The 17,711-nt window shown below is 71.1% G+C and carries 35 protein-coding genes; 4 read left to right on the top strand and 31 right to left on the bottom strand.

The features are described 5' to 3' along the window. Positions 1-8: 8 nt before the first annotated feature. The 24 genes from OG622_RS28365 to OG622_RS28250 form a co-directional block, all read right to left on the bottom strand. Positions 9-374 (bottom strand): hypothetical protein, encoded by a 366-nt coding sequence (locus tag OG622_RS28365; RefSeq protein WP_371579438.1) that lies wholly within the window; start codon positions 372-374, stop codon positions 9-11. After that, positions 371-601 carry a hypothetical protein gene (locus tag OG622_RS28360; protein WP_371579437.1) on the bottom strand — a complete coding sequence of 77 codons (231 nt, stop codon included), beginning with the start codon at positions 599-601 and terminating at the stop codon, positions 371-373. Before OG622_RS28360 ends, OG622_RS28365 begins: the two co-directional genes overlap by 4 nt. Then, entirely contained in the window at positions 598-834 is a 237-nt protein-coding gene (locus OG622_RS28355) for a hypothetical protein (RefSeq protein ID WP_371579436.1), read from the bottom strand. The genes OG622_RS28360 and OG622_RS28355 overlap by 4 nt, the downstream gene beginning before the upstream one ends. Further along, positions 831-1,103 carry a hypothetical protein gene (locus tag OG622_RS28350; protein ID WP_371579435.1) on the bottom strand — a complete coding sequence of 91 codons (273 nt, stop codon included), beginning with the start codon at positions 1,101-1,103 and terminating at the stop codon, positions 831-833. The genes OG622_RS28355 and OG622_RS28350 overlap by 4 nt, the downstream gene beginning before the upstream one ends. After that, positions 1,100-1,327, bottom strand: a complete 228-nt coding sequence (locus tag OG622_RS28345; protein ID WP_371579434.1) for a hypothetical protein — start codon at positions 1,325-1,327, stop codon at positions 1,100-1,102. The genes OG622_RS28350 and OG622_RS28345 overlap by 4 nt, the downstream gene beginning before the upstream one ends. Then, positions 1,324-1,923 (bottom strand): hypothetical protein, encoded by a 600-nt coding sequence (locus OG622_RS28340; protein ID WP_371579433.1) that lies wholly within the window; start codon positions 1,921-1,923, stop codon positions 1,324-1,326. The genes OG622_RS28345 and OG622_RS28340 overlap by 4 nt, the downstream gene beginning before the upstream one ends. Continuing rightward, positions 1,920-2,282 carry a hypothetical protein gene (locus OG622_RS28335; RefSeq protein ID WP_371579432.1) on the bottom strand — a complete coding sequence of 121 codons (363 nt, stop codon included), beginning with the start codon at positions 2,280-2,282 and terminating at the stop codon, positions 1,920-1,922. Before OG622_RS28335 ends, OG622_RS28340 begins: the two co-directional genes overlap by 4 nt. Further along, entirely contained in the window at positions 2,282-4,159 is a 1,878-nt protein-coding gene (locus OG622_RS28330) for a hypothetical protein (protein WP_371579431.1), read from the bottom strand. The genes OG622_RS28335 and OG622_RS28330 overlap by 1 nt, the downstream gene beginning before the upstream one ends. A gap of 3 nt (positions 4,160-4,162) precedes the next feature. Beyond that, positions 4,163-4,456, bottom strand: coding sequence for a hypothetical protein (locus tag OG622_RS28325; protein WP_371579430.1), 294 nt, complete (start codon positions 4,454-4,456; stop codon positions 4,163-4,165). 27 nt (positions 4,457-4,483) lie between these two features. Then, positions 4,484-4,609, bottom strand: coding sequence for a hypothetical protein (locus OG622_RS28320; protein WP_371579429.1), 126 nt, complete (start codon positions 4,607-4,609; stop codon positions 4,484-4,486). Further along, the gene (locus tag OG622_RS28315; protein ID WP_371579428.1) at positions 4,606-5,088 is read right to left on the bottom strand and encodes a helix-turn-helix domain-containing protein; all 483 of its coding nucleotides are present in this window, start codon (positions 5,086-5,088) and stop codon (positions 4,606-4,608) included. The genes OG622_RS28320 and OG622_RS28315 overlap by 4 nt, the downstream gene beginning before the upstream one ends. Then, positions 5,085-5,399 carry a hypothetical protein gene (locus OG622_RS28310; protein WP_371579427.1) on the bottom strand — a complete coding sequence of 105 codons (315 nt, stop codon included), beginning with the start codon at positions 5,397-5,399 and terminating at the stop codon, positions 5,085-5,087. The genes OG622_RS28315 and OG622_RS28310 overlap by 4 nt, the downstream gene beginning before the upstream one ends. Beyond that, positions 5,396-5,926: a hypothetical protein gene (locus OG622_RS28305; RefSeq protein ID WP_371579426.1), complete on the bottom strand. Its 531-nt coding sequence runs from the start codon at positions 5,924-5,926 to the stop codon at positions 5,396-5,398. The genes OG622_RS28310 and OG622_RS28305 overlap by 4 nt, the downstream gene beginning before the upstream one ends. A 52-nt stretch (positions 5,927-5,978) precedes the next feature. Then, entirely contained in the window at positions 5,979-6,245 is a 267-nt protein-coding gene (locus OG622_RS28300; RefSeq protein ID WP_371579425.1) for a hypothetical protein, read from the bottom strand. Beyond that, the gene (locus OG622_RS28295; RefSeq protein ID WP_371579424.1) at positions 6,242-6,457 is read right to left on the bottom strand and encodes a hypothetical protein; all 216 of its coding nucleotides are present in this window, start codon (positions 6,455-6,457) and stop codon (positions 6,242-6,244) included. Before OG622_RS28295 ends, OG622_RS28300 begins: the two co-directional genes overlap by 4 nt. Continuing rightward, positions 6,454-7,041 carry a hypothetical protein gene (locus OG622_RS28290; RefSeq protein WP_371579423.1) on the bottom strand — a complete coding sequence of 196 codons (588 nt, stop codon included), beginning with the start codon at positions 7,039-7,041 and terminating at the stop codon, positions 6,454-6,456. The genes OG622_RS28295 and OG622_RS28290 overlap by 4 nt, the downstream gene beginning before the upstream one ends. Continuing rightward, the gene (locus tag OG622_RS28285) at positions 7,038-7,256 is read right to left on the bottom strand and encodes a hypothetical protein (protein ID WP_371579422.1); all 219 of its coding nucleotides are present in this window, start codon (positions 7,254-7,256) and stop codon (positions 7,038-7,040) included. Before OG622_RS28285 ends, OG622_RS28290 begins: the two co-directional genes overlap by 4 nt. Then, positions 7,256-8,077 (bottom strand): hypothetical protein, encoded by an 822-nt coding sequence (locus OG622_RS28280; RefSeq protein ID WP_371579421.1) that lies wholly within the window; start codon positions 8,075-8,077, stop codon positions 7,256-7,258. Before OG622_RS28280 ends, OG622_RS28285 begins: the two co-directional genes overlap by 1 nt. Next, positions 8,074-8,721, bottom strand: coding sequence for a hypothetical protein (locus OG622_RS28275; RefSeq protein WP_371579420.1), 648 nt, complete (start codon positions 8,719-8,721; stop codon positions 8,074-8,076). Before OG622_RS28275 ends, OG622_RS28280 begins: the two co-directional genes overlap by 4 nt. Beyond that, on the bottom strand, positions 8,718-8,984 hold the full coding sequence (locus tag OG622_RS28270; RefSeq protein ID WP_371579419.1) for a hypothetical protein: 267 nt from the start codon (positions 8,982-8,984) through the stop codon (positions 8,718-8,720). The genes OG622_RS28275 and OG622_RS28270 overlap by 4 nt, the downstream gene beginning before the upstream one ends. After that, complete coding sequence (locus tag OG622_RS28265) at positions 8,981-9,562, bottom strand: hypothetical protein (protein ID WP_371579418.1); 582 nt, start codon at positions 9,560-9,562, stop codon at positions 8,981-8,983. The genes OG622_RS28270 and OG622_RS28265 overlap by 4 nt, the downstream gene beginning before the upstream one ends. Beyond that, complete coding sequence (locus tag OG622_RS28260; protein WP_371579417.1) at positions 9,559-10,188, bottom strand: hypothetical protein; 630 nt, start codon at positions 10,186-10,188, stop codon at positions 9,559-9,561. The genes OG622_RS28265 and OG622_RS28260 overlap by 4 nt, the downstream gene beginning before the upstream one ends. An 85-nt stretch (positions 10,189-10,273) precedes the next feature. Beyond that, on the bottom strand, positions 10,274-10,549 hold the full coding sequence (locus OG622_RS28255) for a hypothetical protein (protein ID WP_371579416.1): 276 nt from the start codon (positions 10,547-10,549) through the stop codon (positions 10,274-10,276). A 2-nt stretch (positions 10,550-10,551) separates the two neighbouring features. Continuing rightward, positions 10,552-10,755, bottom strand: coding sequence for a helix-turn-helix domain-containing protein (locus OG622_RS28250; RefSeq protein WP_371579415.1), 204 nt, complete (start codon positions 10,753-10,755; stop codon positions 10,552-10,554). 205 nt (positions 10,756-10,960) lie between these two features. Between OG622_RS28250 and OG622_RS28245 the strand changes: the two genes are divergently transcribed. The 3 genes from OG622_RS28245 to OG622_RS28235 all read left to right on the top strand — a co-directional run bounded on the left by OG622_RS28245 (position 10,961) and on the right by OG622_RS28235 (position 13,386). Then, positions 10,961-11,473 carry a helix-turn-helix transcriptional regulator gene (locus OG622_RS28245; protein WP_371579414.1) on the top strand — a complete coding sequence of 171 codons (513 nt, stop codon included), beginning with the start codon at positions 10,961-10,963 and terminating at the stop codon, positions 11,471-11,473. A gap of 97 nt (positions 11,474-11,570) precedes the next feature. Further along, positions 11,571-11,975 carry a hypothetical protein gene (locus OG622_RS28240; RefSeq protein ID WP_371579413.1) on the top strand — a complete coding sequence of 135 codons (405 nt, stop codon included), beginning with the start codon at positions 11,571-11,573 and terminating at the stop codon, positions 11,973-11,975. 34 nt (positions 11,976-12,009) lie between these two features. Continuing rightward, positions 12,010-13,386, top strand: a complete 1,377-nt coding sequence (locus tag OG622_RS28235; RefSeq protein WP_371579412.1) for a hypothetical protein — start codon at positions 12,010-12,012, stop codon at positions 13,384-13,386. Between the two features lie 130 nt (positions 13,387-13,516). On the opposite strand, the gene OG622_RS28230 is transcribed toward OG622_RS28235, so the two are convergent. Genes OG622_RS28230 through OG622_RS28220 form a run of 3 tightly spaced genes read right to left on the bottom strand, consistent with a single transcriptional unit; the run spans position 13,517 to position 16,087 of the window. Continuing rightward, entirely contained in the window at positions 13,517-14,680 is a 1,164-nt protein-coding gene (locus tag OG622_RS28230) for a tyrosine-type recombinase/integrase (RefSeq protein WP_371579411.1), read from the bottom strand. Next, the gene (locus OG622_RS28225; RefSeq protein WP_037705495.1) at positions 14,680-14,862 is read right to left on the bottom strand and encodes a helix-turn-helix domain-containing protein; all 183 of its coding nucleotides are present in this window, start codon (positions 14,860-14,862) and stop codon (positions 14,680-14,682) included. Before OG622_RS28225 ends, OG622_RS28230 begins: the two co-directional genes overlap by 1 nt. Then, positions 14,855-16,087 (bottom strand): replication initiator, encoded by a 1,233-nt coding sequence (locus tag OG622_RS28220; protein WP_371584247.1) that lies wholly within the window; start codon positions 16,085-16,087, stop codon positions 14,855-14,857. Before OG622_RS28220 ends, OG622_RS28225 begins: the two co-directional genes overlap by 8 nt. Here OG622_RS28220 and OG622_RS28215 point away from each other — a divergent pair. Continuing rightward, positions 16,013-16,237 (top strand): hypothetical protein, encoded by a 225-nt coding sequence (locus OG622_RS28215; RefSeq protein ID WP_371579410.1) that lies wholly within the window; start codon positions 16,013-16,015, stop codon positions 16,235-16,237. The genes OG622_RS28220 and OG622_RS28215 overlap by 75 nt on opposite strands. 56 nt (positions 16,238-16,293) lie before the next feature. On the opposite strand, the gene OG622_RS28210 is transcribed toward OG622_RS28215, so the two are convergent. From OG622_RS28210 to OG622_RS28195, 4 genes are read right to left on the bottom strand one after another with little or no spacing between them, the layout of a single operon-like run. Beyond that, on the bottom strand, positions 16,294-16,539 hold the full coding sequence (locus tag OG622_RS28210; RefSeq protein WP_371584246.1) for a SpdD protein: 246 nt from the start codon (positions 16,537-16,539) through the stop codon (positions 16,294-16,296). Positions 16,540-16,564: 25 nt separating this feature from the next. Next, on the bottom strand, positions 16,565-16,759 hold the full coding sequence (locus OG622_RS28205; RefSeq protein WP_033531893.1) for a hypothetical protein: 195 nt from the start codon (positions 16,757-16,759) through the stop codon (positions 16,565-16,567). Positions 16,760-16,783: 24 nt separating this feature from the next. Then, a complete protein-coding gene (locus OG622_RS28200; RefSeq protein WP_371579409.1) occupies positions 16,784-16,975 on the bottom strand; it encodes a mobile element transfer protein in 192 nt (63 codons plus the stop codon). 11 nt (positions 16,976-16,986) lie between these two features. Next, positions 16,987-17,637 (bottom strand): DUF2637 domain-containing protein, encoded by a 651-nt coding sequence (locus tag OG622_RS28195; RefSeq protein WP_371579408.1) that lies wholly within the window; start codon positions 17,635-17,637, stop codon positions 16,987-16,989. Between the last annotated feature and the right edge of the window lie 74 nt (positions 17,638-17,711).

Genomic DNA, 17,711 nt, shown 5'->3' with positions numbered 1-17,711 from the left:
GAGGGGGATCACGCGTTCCTCCCGATGAGCACCCGGGCCACGGCGACCAGGTCCGCGCGGAGGACCTCAGGCAGGCCGCGGCCGCCGTCCGCCTGGTTGATGAGCGGGGCAAGGGCGCGGGCGAGGTCCCTGGGTACGGCTCCGCACGGCGTGTCCACTCCGTGCGCGGTATGCCCCTTGCCGAGGAGTTCGACGGCCATGCCGAGGAGCTGCTCGTCTGTCGGCGTGCCGTTCGCGCACAGGGTGGTGCAGCCCTGGGTGCCGTGGCCCAGGCAGTTCTCAAGGTGGGGGAAGTCGGCGCGGTGGATGTCGCACGTAAGCCACGTCGGGTTGTGCGGGACCTGGCGCAGTGGGTGTCGGCAGGCGCGGCTCACGGCAGGTCCACCAGGGATGGGCGGCCGTCGGTGAGGCAGGTGTGGTTGCCGTCGGACACGAGGCAGACCCGGTGGCCGTCGGCCTGCAGGAGCTGGGCCGCCTCAAGCGCGGTACGGGGTGCATGGGGGCCGGTGCCCCAGCCCTTGGGGAGCGCGGCCCGAACCCGCACCGTCCGGCTCACGGTGATGGAGAGCTCGGGGATGACCGCGAAGAGGTCGTAGCTCACTGCTGTTCCTGTTCGTCGAGGGGGAGCTGGCCGTCGGTGGACGGCAGGGGCTGGTTGAGTGCGCGGCGTACGGCGGCCGTGCTGGGCCGGGCGGACTGGCCGAGCAGGGCCCGCATGGCGGCGCGTTGGTCGGGGCGGAGCTTGCGCCAGCAGCGGCCCCCGATCCGCCGGCCCATGGAGGCCTTGGAGCGGATGGGCTTGTGGCAGGCCTGGCACTCGACGGGATGTCTCATGGGGTGGCTCCGAGCGGGTCGGGTGCGGGCTGGGGCGGGTAGTTGTCGATCGGAATCGGGACGGTTTCGACGAGGCGGGTGCGGCCGCGCACGGTGATCACCTGGGCCCCGTTCTGCAGGGCCTCGAGCAGCTCGGCGTCCTCGGGGTCGTACTCGCCGCAGACCTTGAGGTCGTCCAGGTCGTCCAGGTCGCGTTCGAGGCAGGCGCAGTAGCCGTCCTCGCAGCCGCCGTACGGGCAGTCCACGAAGATCGGGAGCTGGATGGTCATGCCGCCTCACCTCGCGGTCCCGGGCGGGGCGGTGTCTTGGCATGGCGGCGGATGGCAGCGCCGACGACGAACCCGGACAGGGCGTCGCTGAGGTCGGCCAGGTGGGCGGCCTGCTCGTCTGCGGTGCAGGGCGTGATGTAGTCGGGCAGCGCCGGGCGTGCGCCGCCGAACTGCCCTGTCGGGACGTCCTCCGCGGGCATCTCGTACGTCTCGGCCGCGGTCACGCTGCACCCCCGGCTGCCGGGAGGCTGCGCCTGGTAGAGCGCATCGGCTCGTCGGTGAGGTGAGGGCCGGCCATACAGCCCGGCTCACGGCAGTCGGACAGCGTGTAGCCCACCGGGTCACGCCCGTGGTGCGCGGTGAAGGCCACGCGGCGGGCGTTGTGGCTGCGCCCCTCGGCGAACAGCTCGGGCATACGGCCGGAGTAGGGGCCGGTCCAGCGCACATGGCCCAGGCCGTACGTCTCGGTGTAGAGGGCGAGGGTCTGGGCCACCGTGCGGGACGGCTTCGGCCGAACAGCCTTCGGGATGTTCCAGTCCAGACGGATCAGCCGGATCGTCGGATGGCTCAGCCCCACCTCGGCGCTGATCTCGTCGTAGGTGGCGCCCTGCAGGAGCAGGACGGCGACCCGCTGCTCGAGGCGGGCCTTGTCCTCCGGCGAGTACCGGTAGCCGGGCCCGACGGGCAGAGGGATCTTGTAAGCCTTGCGGGTGGCCGAGACGACGTGAGCGGACACACCGAGCTGCCGCATGACGGTCTCGTAGGTCGCCCCCTGGTACAGCAGTTCGGCGACGTCGTCGCGGGGGACTCCGTTCCTCATCGCGTTCCCCTCTGCGGCTGTCCCCACAGCGGGGCCTGCACGGTGGGCCTGCGCCGCGCGGGGCGGGAGGCCTGGGTGGGCTGGGGGTTCTGCCCGCCGGTGCAGCTGTGCCAGTGGAGAAGAGCCGGCCACTCCAGGCGCGCGTCCTCGACGTTGGGGAATTCCGCGTCCAGCTGACGGACGACCAGGCCGCCGTGCTGGTCGTTGCGGGCGGCGTATCCACCCATCGGGGCCGGCAGGGCGTTCAGCGGGACGCGGCGGCCCTTGTAGGTGCCGGAGATGCAGATGGCCCAGCGGATGAGAGCGCCACACCGGCCGCATGGGGTGACTCCCTTGGTGGGGTGCGGGGTGGTGGGCATCAGTCGGTCTCCGTTCCGCGCGTCTGGGCGGCGGTGGTGCGGGCGTCGTGGGGGTCGCGGCGGCGGCCGCGCCCGGTGGTGCAGGGCTGGCCTGCCTCCGCGAGGCAGCCGGTCTGGGGGCAGGCGATGGCGAGCGCCCCGGTGGTCGTGGTCCGGCCGAGCTGGGCTCGGATCTGGTCGGGCATGTAGCCGTGGTCGGGCATGGGCGCCTCCTCGACGGGACGACGGAACGAAGCGGTGGGTGAGGCCGGGGCGGCGCCGACGGCTGCAGGGAGCTGTTCGTGGTGGGCGCGGAGGAGTTCGCCCGCGCGGAGTACGCCGAAGCGGTGGAGCGCGATGGCCGGTCCGTGTGCGGCGGCGACGGCCAGGACCTCGGCGTCGAATGCCTGCGCGCGCTGGCGGTATGTGGCCTTCGCGGGCAGCTGCTCGGCGTCGGCCTGGCGGTGGGCGCGGAGTTCGGTGAGCCGGTCGTTCAGCTCGCGGGCGCGCCGCCAGTGCTCGCTGGTTGCCTGCCGGTTGACCGTGCAGGACTCGCACGTGGCGCCGGTGGGCCAGAGCTGGCCGTCCTCGCACAGCGGCTGGCCGCAGCCGCGGTGGACGACGCCGACGGCGAGGAGCCAGGCGGCGATGTCGCGGATGGGTCCGGCGTCGCGGTAGCGGGTGGCGATCCGAGCGGCCATCCGCTCGGCGGTCATCAAGTTGCTGGCGGCCTGGTCGAGCTGGCGGCCGATCTCGCGGGCCACTTTCCGCAGCAGGAAGCGGTTGGCGTCCGGCTGCTGCAGGAGGTGGCGGACGGGGGCGAGGCTGACGTGGATGCGCTCGGTCCAGCGCAACTCCGGCCCGCCGTAGGGGGCTTGTCCGGTCGGTGGCTGCGGGGTGGGGCGGGTGCCGCGCGGAGCGCGAGAGGCGCCGGGCCCGAACGTGCCGTCAGCAAGATCGATCGCGTCAGTCGCGGGCTCACTTACGGTCACTCGCCTACGGCGGGAACCACCCACCTCCTGGGGCGCAACAACCTCGTCAGTGAGAACCCCGGTGTATTCCTTGATCGCGAGGGATCCGCCGCCCGTGGCCGGACCGGATCCGCCATGGTTGTCCGCACTCGCCTCCCCGCACTGCCCGGCAGGGGCTGCGGCGTCCGGCGCGGTGGCAGCAGCGTCGAGGTCCAGGGCCAGCTGCTCGGCGAGGATGGGGTGGGAGTTCACGGCCACGGTGTGGCGGCCCTGGTGCCCGGTGCGGTGGCCGACGCTCACCCAGCCGGTGGCCTCAAGGTCGTGGACGATGCGGCGCGCGGTCCGCTCGGACAGCTGCTTCCCCGCGCTCTTGCCGTGGTGGTGGAACAGCTCGCCCGCCAGCTCGGCCGCGGTCGGCTGGTAGCCGGGGCTGTACTTGGCCGTGTGCGCCATCAGCAGCGCGGCGCGCAGGCGGCGCGGCTCGAGGGCGTCGCACATCGCCACGGACACCGTGACGTACCGCTCGCCATCGACGACGGGACGAACCTGACGGATCGCGGTGCGCCCGGTGCCGGACCTGCGGGTCATGCGGCGGGTGGAGAACTCCGGCGCGCCGCCGTCCGGGCCGGGGTGCCGGCCTTCGGTGAGGGCGCGCTCGAAGTCGCGCAGGGACAGGCCGCAGAAGCGGGCCATCGTCTCGACGCCGGCGTTGCAGTGCTCGACATTGGTGTCGACGTCGAGGGCGGCCATCTTCACCCACGCCTTGATGAACACGTCCGAGTAGTGGGAGCCGCGGTAGACCCGCTCGGGGATCTCAACGGTCTGGACCGCGCGGCGCTGCGGGCGCCGTGGCCTGACCCGGGCCACGCCACCGGCCCCGCCACGGATGTGGCGGGGCTCGGCGGCGGCAGCACGGGCAGCGGTCATCGGTCAGCGGCGACCGGGGCAGACGGCCATGTGGGCGCGGGCTTCGGCGCGGGCGGTGGTCAGCTGGGTGGTGTCCATGGCGTCGTAGGTGGGGGTCTCGTAGGCGTGGCAGTAGTCGCAGGTGAAGCGGGTCATGAGCGGGCCCGTGTGCTCGGCGAGAAGCGCCGCCCCGATACGGGCGACGGACCGGGCCTCGGCGCGGGTCATGCCGTAGTGGTGCTGCAGGAACGGCACGAGCTCGGTGTGGGGCTGCGCGGGCGGGCGGCGCCGGTGGCGGCGGACTCGGCTCTTCGGCATCGGGCTCTCCGGGATGCGGTGCGGGGATCAGGGGTGGGTGCAGGCGGTGAGGACGAGCGCGGCCGTGGTGAGCGCGGCGCCGAGCCACAACAGGGCGCGGTACGCCCGGTGCCGGGGCTGGCGGCTCACTCGGTGCCGGGGCTGGCGGCTCACTCGGTGCCGCTATCGGGGCCGGCGGTGCGCGCCTGGCGGGGGGTTTCTGCGGCGCGGGCGGCGCGGACCTGCTCGAGGAGCAGGGCGGGGATGGCGAGGGACAGGGCGAGGCTTCCGGTGTCGTGTCCCTGGGTGATGCGGCGGGTGCAGAGCCAGCCGCGCTGGGTCAGGACCTGGATTTGCACGCCGACCTGGCCGACGGTGAGCCCGGTGGCCTCGGCGAGCTGCTCGAGCGTGGGCCTGAAGCGGGGGAAGACGACGCCGGTCTTGTGGTGGGCGTAGCCGAGCAGCGTCAGCGCGACGAGCCGTGCCTCGGGGTGCAGGCGGCTGATCCGCATGCCCCGCTCGATCATGGTGCGCATGCGCTCCTTGCCCACCAGTTCGCCGGGGGCGATGGACTCGGCGGGTGTGCGCGGCTTGGGGGCCGGGCGGCGGGCGAGGGCGGCGGGGGTCGGCCGGGCGGTGGCGGGGATGGTCATAGGTTCAGGTCCCTTCGGTGGTCGACCGCGGCCTGGGCGGCCCGGTAGGCGGCGGGGGTGGAGCGGCGTTTGCCGGAGGCGATCGCCCGGGTGTCGGCGACTACGGACGCCGACAGCGGGCTGAGGGGGAGGTCGCCGGGCGCGAGGCCGGGCCCGGGCGGTGCTTCGGGTTTCCCGGCGAGGGCGTTGGGGGTGTGGAGGGGGCAGCGGAGGCCTTGGATGTAGGGGCGGATGCCGTCCACGGCCCGGCAGTGGCGGCGCTCGGATCCGATCCAGTGCCGGCACTCCGGGCCGGGACGGTCCTCGCTCACTCGCTGGTCTCGTCGGTGCCCCAGGCCTCGCATGCGGTGTCAAGGGCGTCGGCCTGGTCCCAGGAGTCGCCGATAATCCCGCCGTCCCAGCGGGCGCTGCTGATGCCGTGGTAGGACCCAGCGCCGATCTCTCGCGAGATGACCTTGCGAGCGGCCTCGACGATCGCGGCCGGACTGGCGTAGCCGTACACCGGCAGGTCCGTCGGGTACTCGTTGGAACCGTCCGACTTCAGCTCGGCGAACTGCCAGACCGGGCCCTTGTGCGGCTCGCCGTGGTCGGCCTCGATGCCGGTGTGCCACTCCCAGATCAGCAGCAGGCCGTGCGGCCAGTCGGCGTTGTCCTCGTCCAGGCCCCGAGTGATCGTGCCGGAGGGGTCGAGGGTGATGACAGCGTTGAGGTAGCAGTAGGTGCCGCGGGTCTCGCAGTCGTCCGTCCATGTGGAGTCGGTGGGTTCCCGACCGGCGGCGGTGAGGGCGTCACAGACGGCGGTGATGTAGGGGTCGTGGGGCAGGGTGCGCTCGGTCATGGGCTTCCGTTCGAGGTCAGGACCGAGGTCGGTCAGGTGGTTGGTGGGCGGGTCAGGTCAGGTCCGGCGCGGGGGCCTGGCGGGGTGCGCCGCAGCCCAGGCAGGTGGCGCCGCCTTCGCCGTCGTCCTCGTGCCTGGCGGAGCCCGGGCAGGTGCCCTCGCATTCGGCGGCCTCGGGCGTGGTGTCGTCGGCGTGGAAGTGGGCGTAGGCGGTCCGGGCGGGGTGGCGGCGGCTGGGCGGGTACGGGATGCCGGAGGCGAAGGCGACGCTGGCGGCCGCGCTGAGGAGGGCAGTGGCGATCTGGGCGCTCTGGCTCACGGCCGGGCCCCCTCGCGGCGGGCGGGGCGGCAGGGCAACTCGGCCAGCCAGTGAGCGCGGCCGCGGATGCCGTCCTCGTAGAACCAGGTGATCCGGGCGCCGCTGCGGTCAGGGAGCGGCCGGGTGGCGACGGTGAGCCACGTCCCGGAGGAGTCGTGGACCTGGTCGCCTGGGCGCAGGTCGAGGACGGGGCGGGTCGGCAGGCTGCTCATTCCGCCCCCTGGTCCAGTCCGGCCAGAGCGTCGGCCCATGCCGCGTCGTCGCCGGTGGCGGACGGTGCGGCGGGGGCGGGCTCGGCGTGGTGGGCGCTGTCGCCGGTGTAGCGGGCCTCGACACGGGTGCCGTCGGGGACGGTGTCGGTGCGGGTTTCGAAAGAGCCGGTCGGTCCGTATGCGCTGTAGTTCCCGGCCGCCAGGCGGATTTGGGACCTGACGCTGCGGGCGGTGGCGAGCGACCGGTAGACGCCGACCGTCCCCCACTGGCCCGCCCGGGCGCGCAAGTCGGCGGCGATCCTCCCGTGATCGGCAGGCCTGCCGTACGAGCACACCTGAGGAGTGGACGTCGTCCCGGCGGTCGGCTGTGCGCCGGCGGCCGGGATGCCCTTCTCCTCGCGCTCCTGCTCCTGCAAGGCCTGGTCGATGGCCTCGGCGACCTGCGGGATAGTCGCCGACCAGATCAGGTCCGAGTTGGCGCCGGTCAGCATGAGCATCGGACCGCGCATCTCGTGCCCGACGTACGGCCGGGCGGTCTTCGGGGCACGCAGGGCAGCGGCGATGATGTCGAGGCGGTCAGTCATCTGACACCGCCTTCGTGGCCGTTGGTGCGGAGGTCTGCGCGGGCGCGGTCGATCGCCGCGCACCGGCCGCAGCCGGGGACGGCGCAGGTGTGGAAGAGCGGGATGTCGTCGGCCGTACGGCTGGCGCCCGTGAGTCCCTTGTTCCAGGCGAGATTGGCCTTGCGCTGGGCGGCGCTGGTCTCGGGCAGCTGGGGCCGCTGGGAGCGGGCCCGCATCAGACGTCACCGCCGTCGGCGTCGGGCTCGGTGGCCTGGTTCTGCTGGGCGCGCCAGGCGGCGGCCTCGTCGTCGGTAAGCGTCCGGTAGGCGGTGAGTTCGACCTCGATGCCGTCGACCATGGCGTTGGCCTGGGCGTATTCGATGACGGCCGGGTACGGGGCGCCGTGCTCGGTCATCCTGGTGGTCACCTCGGCGCCGAGTGCGGCCGCAACCGCGCGGACCGCGTTCACGTCGGCTACCGCAAGGTTCAGGGTGCCGGTGGCGCCGCCGTGGCTGTGGGCGATGAGCACGGTGTGCGAGACGGTGACGTCGGCGTCCGGGTGCTTGGCACGCAGGCGCCGGGCAAGTCCGGCCATGACCGCGACACGGGTCTCCAGCACCTGGACCGCGGTTAGCGGGCCAGGCTCCTCCTTCGGCGCCTGGTCCTCCTCGTCGGCCGGGTGGTGGTCGTGGTGGAGGAGTTCGCCGAGCCGGGTCAGGCCGGGGATCTCGCTGATGCGGTCGTGCCCGCATGCGCTGCAGGGCTGGACCAGTGCGAACGAGGTGTCCTCGGCGTCGTGGTCGTACTGGTAGCGCAGGTACTCCGGCCGCCGCTGGGTGAGCGGGGCGGTGGCCTGCTCTGTGTTCTTCGGCTGGCCGCCGTGCGGGGTGTAGGTCCACTCGAGCTGGTCGGCGGCGGAGCCCAGGCGGGCGGAGGCGGTCGCGCGGGCGGCGGACAGGAAGGTGTCGCGCAGCTGCTCGGCCTGCTCGGCGGCCACGTCCTCGGCGGCGCCCAGGTACTCGGTGTAGGTGGTGAGGGCGAGATCGATGAGGTTCATACGGCTACCACCAGGGGCTTCTGCTGGGCGGGGTCGATGGCGTCCGCGATCCAGGCGGCGGCCGTCTCGGGGTTGGTGTGGTCGCTGGTGCGGTGGGCCCAGGCGAGGCGGTACTCGCCGGGCTCGGGCAGGACACGCAGGGGCGGCGGGACCTGTACGGCTCCGGCCCACCAGCGGGGGTGGCCGCCGGCGGTGCGGTGGCGGCCGATCGCGCCGACGCAGTCGCCGGGGGTGAGGCGGTCGACCAGCGCGGTGGTGACGAGGTACTCGTGCGGCTGGTCGTCCAGGCCGGAGGCGCCGGGGCCCCATCCGTGGAGGACGGGGCGTCCGGGCCACAGGTAGAGGCCGGCGATCTGGCGCGGGGCCTGGCCGTAGCCGAGGGCGTCGGTGGTGGTGACCGTGCGGGCGAGGCTCTCGCCGGTGATGACGTGCGCGGTGTCGCAGCCGCGGCAGATGACGCGGACGGTGACCCGGCCGAAGTCGCTGTCGTGCGTGCAGTGCTGGTCCGGGCAGCCGTGGGTGACGGCCCGGTCGGCGTGCGGGCGGATGCCGGTGTCGTGGCGGACGTCGATGTCCCAGGTAGGGGTGGCGCAGCTCTCGGTGTGGCTGAGCTGGGTCCACCCGAAGTAGGTGTGCTCGATCACGAGGCGGTCCTCGGCTTGGCGTGGCGTGCGCGGGAGGCTTGGACGGTGGTGAGGTGGAGGGTTTCGCCGGTGCACGCGGTGGTGTGGGCGTGCGGGGCGGGGAAGGGCTGCCAGAGCGGCGGGGCAGGGACCGGCGCGGCGGGCGCGCGGCTGGGCTCGTCGCTGGCGGCGTCGATGAGGAGCTTGAGGAGCCAGAGCACGAGGCCGGTGCCGGTCGCGGTGCTGGTGATGACGAGCCATAAGGCGGGCCCGTTGCCGGTCACCACGGGTGTCCGCCGATGAACTGGGTCAGGCGGGTCGCGGAGGCGGTGACGACCTGGTCGTCCAGGAGCTGGCCGACGTTCTCGCCGCGCAGGTACACGGTGATCTCGCCGTAGTAGCCGGTGCCGGTGATCAGCTGGCCGTGTCTCCGGGTCGAATCCACGGCGACGCCGGCCTTGTTCAGCCACCAGTCCCACGCGCGCAGCGACTGCGGCCGGACGGTGATGGTCAGGTGGGTGCGGGTGGGTACGTCGGTGGAGGTGATGTCCGGCTGCATGCCGCGCCACTCGAGAGCGAGGAGTGCGGCCGGGGCATCCTCGTCCACCTCGGGGTGGATGGAGGAGCGGCAGCCGTTGTACTCGGTGACGTGGCGGTCGGCGGGGGCGGCCTGCTCGGTCAACGTGTACTCGACGGGCTCGTGTTCGGCGGCGCGGTCGTCGGCCTCGAGGAGCAGCGCCTTGACGGCCGGAGTGAGCTCGACAGCCAGGCGCTCAAGGTGGTCGCGGGTGAGCGGCAGGTCGAGGACGGCGGCCGCGGTGTCGAGGCGGGAGTGCAGCAGGTGCTGCAGGTGACGGCTCACTGCTCACCGCCGGCGGCCGGGCTGACGGGGGCAAAGGAGATCGTGCTCGGGCCGTCGTCGGTCTCGGCGGCGGGGACATGGCCGACGACGCTCCCGCCGAGCGAGGCGACGTACCGGGTGAGGGACTGGTCGTACCTCTCGACCTGGTCGGCCTGGTCCTGGGCGACGGGGCTCTCGCCGAGCGGCACCGGCGCGGACTCCGCGTCGGGACTGGTCGGCCAGGACAGGAGGCCGCCCTGCCCGTCGATCAGGCAGACCGTCGGCGACTGCTCCTTGAGGGCGTCAGCTTCATCGTGCGAGAGCAGGGCGCTGGCACGGAGCTCGACGTCACCCATGCGAGTCAGGCACTCGACGTGCGTACCGAACTCGGTGACCGCTTCGGTGACCGGGACGCCGACGAGGCGGGCGAAGTCGAGCAGGCCTGCCGTCTGGGACGAGCGGAACTTCAGATGAATGCGCCAGCCGGAAGGGAAGTCCTCGTGCGTCTCGACGGCGAACGGCAGCACGGCGAGCCGGTTGACGATGTCGCCGGAGACCATTTGCGCGTGCTGGAACGCCAGGCGCTGCGCGTCCGGGGTTCTTACCTCGGGTGATGCGATGGGCGTGGTGGGCTGGGTAGCCTGCACGTTGAGCCTCATTTCTCAGTGGTGAGGTGCTCGTTGTGAGCGGGGTCGTGGGGACCGGGCATGGTCCGCGCGGCCCCTCATGTCGTCAGACGGCGCGCTTCTCGAACGGCACGACCGCTGTCCTGGCGTTCTCCAGGCGGAGGTCGTCGACGGTGAAGGTGATCCGGCCGCCGTCGAGGTGGTGGTAGACCTCGCGCCGGTAGCACTTGTCCCGAAGTACGCGGCGGCTCTTGTACGGCAGGAGCTGCTTCGCGATGACCTCTTCCAAGGTCCAGCGGTGGAATTCGGCCTCGAACTCAGCTCGGTCCTGCATGTGCTGGGCGGGCCCGGTGGGGGTCAGGGTCGTGGCCTTCCCGGTCACGGCTACTCCTCTTGGGTGATCACGTCAGGGGGGACGTTCAACGCGGTGGCAACCCGTTCGACCTGCTGGTCACCGGACTCCTGGATGAGGCCTCGCTCCATGCGGGAGAGGTAGCCCCGATCCAGGCCCGTCTCGTCCTGGAGCCAACGAAGGCTCACTTTCCTCGCCTTACGTATGGCTCTGATGACAGGTCCGTTGGGCTTCACGCCAAGAATCTAGGTGCAATCTCGCTACGTACGCAAGCACTCTGACTACATTCAAGCTCGAAAATCTTGGCCTGAAGCTCAGATTGCGTGACTCGTGGGGCCTCTGTGGTGCAACCCAACCGGCTCAAAATGCTCATTAATGCCCAGGTCAAAGCGCCGAATCTGGGCTACGCGCATGCAACCCGATGCGGCATGATGGGGACCCATGGACCCCGACTCCAAGCGGCTTGGCTCCGAGCTTCAGAGAGCGCGTGAAAGCCGACGCCCAAGGCTCAAGCAGGGCGACGCCGGCGAGACGCTCGGCGTGAGCCGAACCACGATCCAGAACATCGAGCACGGCAAGTTCACCCGGATCAACTCCACCGTGCGGAAGTACGCGCGGCTTCTCGGCTGGCCCGAGGGCGCCGAGGACCGCGTCATGGCCGGCGGACCGGTGCTCGACGAAGCCGTATCGAGCAGCCCTCCGCCGAGCGAGGCTTCTTCGTCCGAGCTGGGCCTGACGCCGGAAGTCGAGTACGAACTCAGAGCGGGCGAGACACTCGGCTCACAGGTCATCAATCTGGGACCCGACGACGAGGACGGGCACATCATCGTCGTCCTGCAAGGCCGAAAAGGCGCTACGCCAGAGGAGATTGAACGGATCGCAGCCCGCTACCGGCGGGCTCGTCGGCACCTGCAGGGACTCGCGGCGGAATCAGGGGAGGTTGCAGATCCTTAGTGGAGTTTGCGCAGGACACTCGCGCAACTCCAGTAAGTATGGTTGCATGCACGGACCGTCACCGAGAGGGGGGCACCACTCGGCGGATCGGGGAATCATGCAGCGCGTTATCGGAGTGGAGCGTCGGTCTGGGGAGTACTTCCAGCCGTACATCGAAGATGACGACACCGGGTGTGTCTTCCACTTCCACGACGACGACATCACCAAAGAGGGGGCCTCGCTCTTCGCGGAGGCCCTGACAGAACAGGCACGCAGGTGGATGCCCCGCGCACCGGAGACACCTCGCGGACCGCGGATCCCGGTCACTATGGATCTGCGCACGGACATGCCGGACGGCGTCCCCATCGTGGTTGACGACCGTCCGACTCGCATCGCGTACTTCGTGCGGCACGGCCTGATCAGCGAGCGCGGCGCCACGTCCATCACCCGTCAGCAGTCCGAGAGATCACCGGACTGGGAACGCTGCCACGCGCGCCACCCCCGCCACCTCCACGCCGTCTGAGGCCGGCCTTCGGCGCGCGCGGCGGGGGAGAGACATGGCCTACGCACAAAAGGTCTACAAGGTCCGCGATGGCAAGCAGACGAAGCAGTTCACGTGGAGGGCGCGATACAAGAAGCCCGATGGCAGCGTCGGCAGTGAGCCGGGGTTCCCGGTCAAGAGCAAGGCTGAGGAGTGGGGTGAAGAGCAGGAACGGAAGATCAGGGAAGGCACCTGGATCGATCCGGACCTGTACCGCTCCCCCTTCGGGAGGTTCGCGAGGAAGTACATGGCCGAACGCCCCAAGCGCGGCCGCACCATGGACACCCGGTGGGACCTCCTGGACAAGTACATCCTGCCGACGTGGGAGCACGCGCCGCTGATCTCGATCACCTGGTTCGACGTCGACTCCTGGCAGATGGCCCTGCTCTGTGACGACGTCACCAAGGGGCACTGTGTGTCGCTGCTGTCGACCATTCTCACGGGCGCCGTCGACGCGCGCTGGCTGCCGCTGAATCCGGTCTTCGGGCGCAAGCGCACCAAGCCGGTGGACCACACTCCAGCCGTCGCCCCCGTGAGCGGCAGCGCCAAGAAGAAGCTCCACTCCCCCGAGGCGGTCCTCCGGGTCGCCGACCGCCTGGGGCCGGCCAAGGGGCTGCACGTGATCACCACGATGTTCACGGGGGCCAACTGGGGCGAGGGGATCGGACTCCAGCGGCAGCACTGCCTGCTCACCCGTAGCGAGGTCTGGGGGAACAGCGTGTGGGAGTGCCCGGTCCTGCGCCTGGTCCAGGAGGTCGCGGAGTACGAGGACCGCGACGTCGACGGCAAGAAGCTCGGCACCGTCATGCGGCTCGAGCCACTGAAGAACCGATACCGCGTCCGCGACCTGGACCTGCCGCCGTTCCTGGCCCGGCTGTGGCAGTACCACCTCCAAGACTGGCCGTACGACTGGGTGTTGTGTACGTCCAACGGGACGTGGTGGCGTCGCAACAACTGGGGCAAGCAGTACCTGCGCCCCGCAGCCGACGGCCGGCCCGAGCGCATGAAGCGGCAGGGCGCCTCGTACCGGGAGGAGTGGAAGCCGCTCGCGTCGGGGCTGACGATGCGGAGTCTGCGGCACCTGCACGACTCGCTTCAGGACCAGATCGGCGTCCGGGCCGCGCTCGCCTTCGAGCAGGCCGGCCACAAGCGGCCCGGCATCAAGGGCGTGTACCAGCACCCGACGCCGGACATGCGGCAGGAGCGCCTCGACGGCATGGAGGAGATCTTCTGGAGGGCGATGGGCAACCTGGGCTGGGAGACGCTGTGGGGCCGGGCGAACCTGGTGAAACGGACTGCCGAAGTTGATCTCCCAAAAACCGCCCAAACGATCTCCATGGAGGAATGGCGGAACGGGCGGCGCGGGTATCGTGACAGGTCAGAGGCCATGTGACGGACGCGGGCAGGATGTTCCAGCGCCAGTCTCCTAAAGCGGGTGTCGCAGGTTCGAATCCTGCCGGGGGCACCAGCCAAAAGGCCCCGGACCGATCATGGTCCGGGGCCTTTGACATCCACTTCTGACATCAACGAGGACGGTCACTCGCAACCGGCCGCCTCTTGAGCAGCCGGTCCATGTGGCTGATCGCCTCGCGCTGAGTGTCCTGCACGACGTGCGTGTACACGTCCATGGTGATGCTGATCTGACTGTGCCCGAGGATCTCCATCACGACCCGGGGCGCGACTCCGGCAGCCGTGAGGAGCGTGGCGGTGCCGTGGCGAGCGTCATGGAGCCGGATGACGCGAAGGCCGGCGGACTCTGCGACGCGGGTGAAGGAGCGGTAGACGTTCCGAGGCTCGACCTGGCGGCCGGTACGGGTGGTGAAGACGTAGCTCGACTCGTGCCACTGCTCCCCCGCCTTTGCACGAGCGGCGGACTGCCGCATGCGGTGCCAGCGCAGCGGGGCAATGCAGAGGGCGGGCAGAGGGACGACGCGTCGGCGGCGGCTCTTGGGGTCATCGTCGTACAGGACGCCGCGGCGCCGCTGGGTCTGCTGACGGACGTAGAGGACGCGGTTTTCGAGGTCGAGGTCAGACCAGCGGAGACCAATGATCTCTCCCCGGCGCAGGCCCATGGCGATGGCGAGCACGAAGGCCGCGTAGAGCGGATCTCTGCGGGAAGCGGCGAGGAAGTCGAGCGTCTCGTCCAGGCTCCAGGGCTTCAGCTCCCTGTTGTCCGTGCGGGGCGGCTCGACGAGCTTGGCAACGTTGCGCGTGATCAGCTCCTCGCGGCAGGCGGATGACAGAGCGGAACGCAGAACGCGGTGCGACTCCTTGGCCGTTGCCGCGGTGGTCTCCTTCTCCAGGCGGACGAGGAAGCGGCGTACGTCGGCGACGCCGAGGGATTCGAGCCGCTTGGAGCCAAGGAGCGGCACCAGGTAGAGCCGGACGTGCGACTCGTACTTGTCGTACGTGCTGAGCTTCCGCCGAGGCTTGATCACGTTGTCCAGCCAGTACGGCAGCCACTCGGAGAGCTTGGCCGAGCGGGTCGGCACGGGCACGCCCTGGTCGACCTTGGCGAGCAGCTCACGGCGCTTGGTGTCGCACTCCTGCCAGGTCTTGCCGTAGGCGAACTTGCGGGCGCGGGTGCCGTCCGGCTGAAGCACGTAGACGGCGCACTGATACCGGCCGTCCTTGCGCTTGGTGATCGTGCCCGCCCCGTTCGGGTTGCGCTTGCGCTGGCCAGCCATCAGGCTGCCGCCTCCATTTCGTGGGTGATGTAGTCGCTGAGGGCCCGCGCGGGGATACGGCGGCAACGGCCGATGGTGATCGAGGGGAGCCGACGGGAGCGGATCAGGTCGTAGACCGTCGACCGGCCGAGCTTGAGTCGCGCCATGACGTCAGCCACGGTCAGCAGCTCGTCGTCACGCATGCGTCGGTTCTCCTTCTGTTCCGGGGGCGGGTTCGAGGGATGCGGCAAGCCAGGCTTCGGTGTCGGACAGGCCGGTTCCGGCGAAGACCCAGTGGGCAAGGACGTACGTCGTGTCGGGCGCCGGTCCGTTGGCCGTTGCGGCTTGGGCGCGGCGCCATTCGGCGCGGGCGTCGCGGAGGGCGCCGAGGGTGGTGGAGTAGCGGCGGGATTTGGTGGAGAAGTGGCCGCGGAAGCCGAGCATGTGGGCCCAGGCGCGCAGGCGGAGGTGTTCGAGGCTCTTGCGTGCGCCGAGGGTCCAGGCAGTTCGGATGAGGCGGCGGGCGTGGTCGCTGATGTCGAGCTGAGCCAGCTCGGCGGCGAACTTCAGCGGTCGGTCGAGAGCTCCCGTGGCTGTTTCGGCGCCCTTGGTGGCGTACTTGGCGATGTACGAGGCGACGGCGCGTTCGGTCAGTTCCTGGCCGTCGTTGAAGTCGGCGGAGCGGATGGTGCGCACGTCGAGTTGGCGGCCGAAGGTGAAGGTGTGGGCGCGTCCGTCGATGACCGGGCCGTCCACGCGAACCTTGACTGCCGCTGCCTCGATGGCGTCGGTGAGGAGTTCGGCGGTGGCCCAGGTCGGGGGCGGGGTGTCGCCGCCGGTGGGGCCGTCGATGCGGATGACGGCGTGGAAGTGGACGGCGCCACGCTTTTGGTACTCGGCGACCTTGGCGAAGGAGACGCGGGCGTGGTCGCGAAACCGGCGTTGTGACAGGCCCGCCCGCTTGGCGACCTCTCGGCGCAGGTAGGTGGAGAAGCGTCGCCAGAGCGGACCGGCGTGCGCGTTCCAGAGAACGGCCGCTTCGTAGTCGTACGCGTCCGGGTCGAGCGCGGTACCAAGTACGGCGTCGTCCTGGTCGTGGCGGGTTCCGCAGCGGCAGGGCCGTCCGCTGGAAGGGCGGTTGTGGACCGGGCCGAAGCTCGGTGCGGTGAAGGTGGCGAAGACGCGCGGGTGGGTGGCGACGTGTTCAGGAGTGCCCTTGCCGCCGCGCAGGCCGGAGGTGATCAGGTGGAAGGTGTCGCGGCGGTAGACCTCGGAGCAGGCCGCGCACCGAGTCGTCCGGCGGTTGTTGCAGCGCACGAGGAGTTGGCCGGCCGGGAGGTCGGTGGAGTCGAGGTGCTGGAGGACACGGCCGATCTCACCGGTCGTGGTGTCGACGTCGTGCTCGGTGCGGTGCCCGTCGAGGCGGATCGGGTTGACGCAGCCGCCGAGTCCGGAGAGCTGACGGAGGATACCGGGCAGGGTCCCGTGCTCGGCCAGCTTCGCGAGTTCCGGGAGCGGGGGCGGTGTGGTGCGGGTGAAGATGGCGATTCTCCTTCTGGCTGGCTCGGTCAGGAGTGATGGCCCCGGGGCGGCGGATGCTTGGTCGTGTGTGCCGCCCCGGGTGCTGGGCGCGTTCAGCGCCGGTTCTGTTCGCGGATCAGGGAGCGCAGGACCACGGCCGCGATGGCGACGGAGATGGCCGAGACGGCAACGGCGGCCAGGAGCGCGGTGAGGACGACACCGCCGACGGCGACGGCCGCGACGACTCCGGGGCTGATGGAGACCGCCGGGAGTGAGCGCCGCACGGGCGCCGGATCGGCCGGGGCGTGGGTGTGTGCGGGCGGCGGGGTGGGGCTGTCGGGGTACTTGGGCAGGAACACGGTCAGACTCTCCTCATCTACTCGTCTAGGCATGTGAGCCGTTTATGACGTCCACGCCGGAGCGCGTGCCGGATTCGATGGCGGGGGCGAGGAAGGTTTGCGAGAGGTAGAAGCCGAAGAGAGCGATCAGTACGACGACCCAGGTGCGGACGCCGAGGAACTTGACCGCTCCCCAGGCGAAGAAACCGAGGACGACGACGAGCGGCAGGCTGACGGTCACGGTGTGCGGGTCCCTTTCGAAGGATCAGCGGACGGGGCAGCGGTGGGTGCGGGCGGCCAGCTCGGCGGCGGCGCGGCTGTCGTAGTCGGCGGAGAAGCCGCAGCGCGGAGCCGTACAGACGGCGGTGTGCTTCTCGCGGCCCCGGCCGTCGTAGGACGTGGCGACCTGGACGGGGCCGAGGCGGGTGACGTTGCGGAAGCGGCGGTTGGCGGACACGGGGTCTCCCTTCAGAGGTGGGCGGCGATGGCTTCGGCCATGGGGGCGGGGACGCCGAGGCGGGCCCGGAGGGTGAGGGTGTCGATGGGTGTTCCGGTGCGGGTGTGGTGTTCGGCGGCGACTTTGCGGGCGTGTTCGACGAGGGCGGCCGGGACGGATACGGCGGGTCGCTCGGGCGGCGGTGGCTCGATGGCCGGTGGTGTCGGCGGCGGTTCCTCGGGGACGAGTTCGGGCGCGTCCTCCTGGCCCACGGTGTCGTCCGTGTCCTCTGGGCCCTTGTGGTCTTCACCGGTTCTCGCGGGGGCGGTGTGGGCGAGGAGGGTTCCGCCGAGGAAGGCGACGGCGGGCCAGCCCGCGACGAGGATGCGCAGCCAGGCCGGGACGTCGTTCAGGTCGAGTAGGCCGGCGGTGGCGACGTTCGCGCCGAGGGAGGCGGCGAGGGCGATGACGAACCAGCACCACCCGGCCGCTTTCGCCTCACCGGACCGCAGTCGGCGCCAGGCGGCGACGAGCAGCAGGTCGACCGAGACGGGATAGGCCCACGCCTTCCACCCGTCCTGACCGGCCGCCAGGGCGATGTCGTGCAGGTGGGCGAAGGACAGCGCGGCGGCGATGAGCGCCTGGACGAGCACCGCGTCGACACCGGCCAGTTGGGCGCGCATGATGCGGCTCCTTTCGGATTCAGGCATGGCGGGGGTAGGGAGTTGGCGCGAGGCGGTCACGCCGACCGGGGTGA

The organism is Streptomyces sp. NBC_01314 (genome assembly GCF_041435215.1).
Lineage (GTDB): Bacteria > Actinomycetota > Actinomycetes > Streptomycetales > Streptomycetaceae > Streptomyces.
The sequence above is the reverse complement of the archived record's forward strand: the minus strand, read 5'-3'. Positions and strand labels throughout refer to the sequence as shown.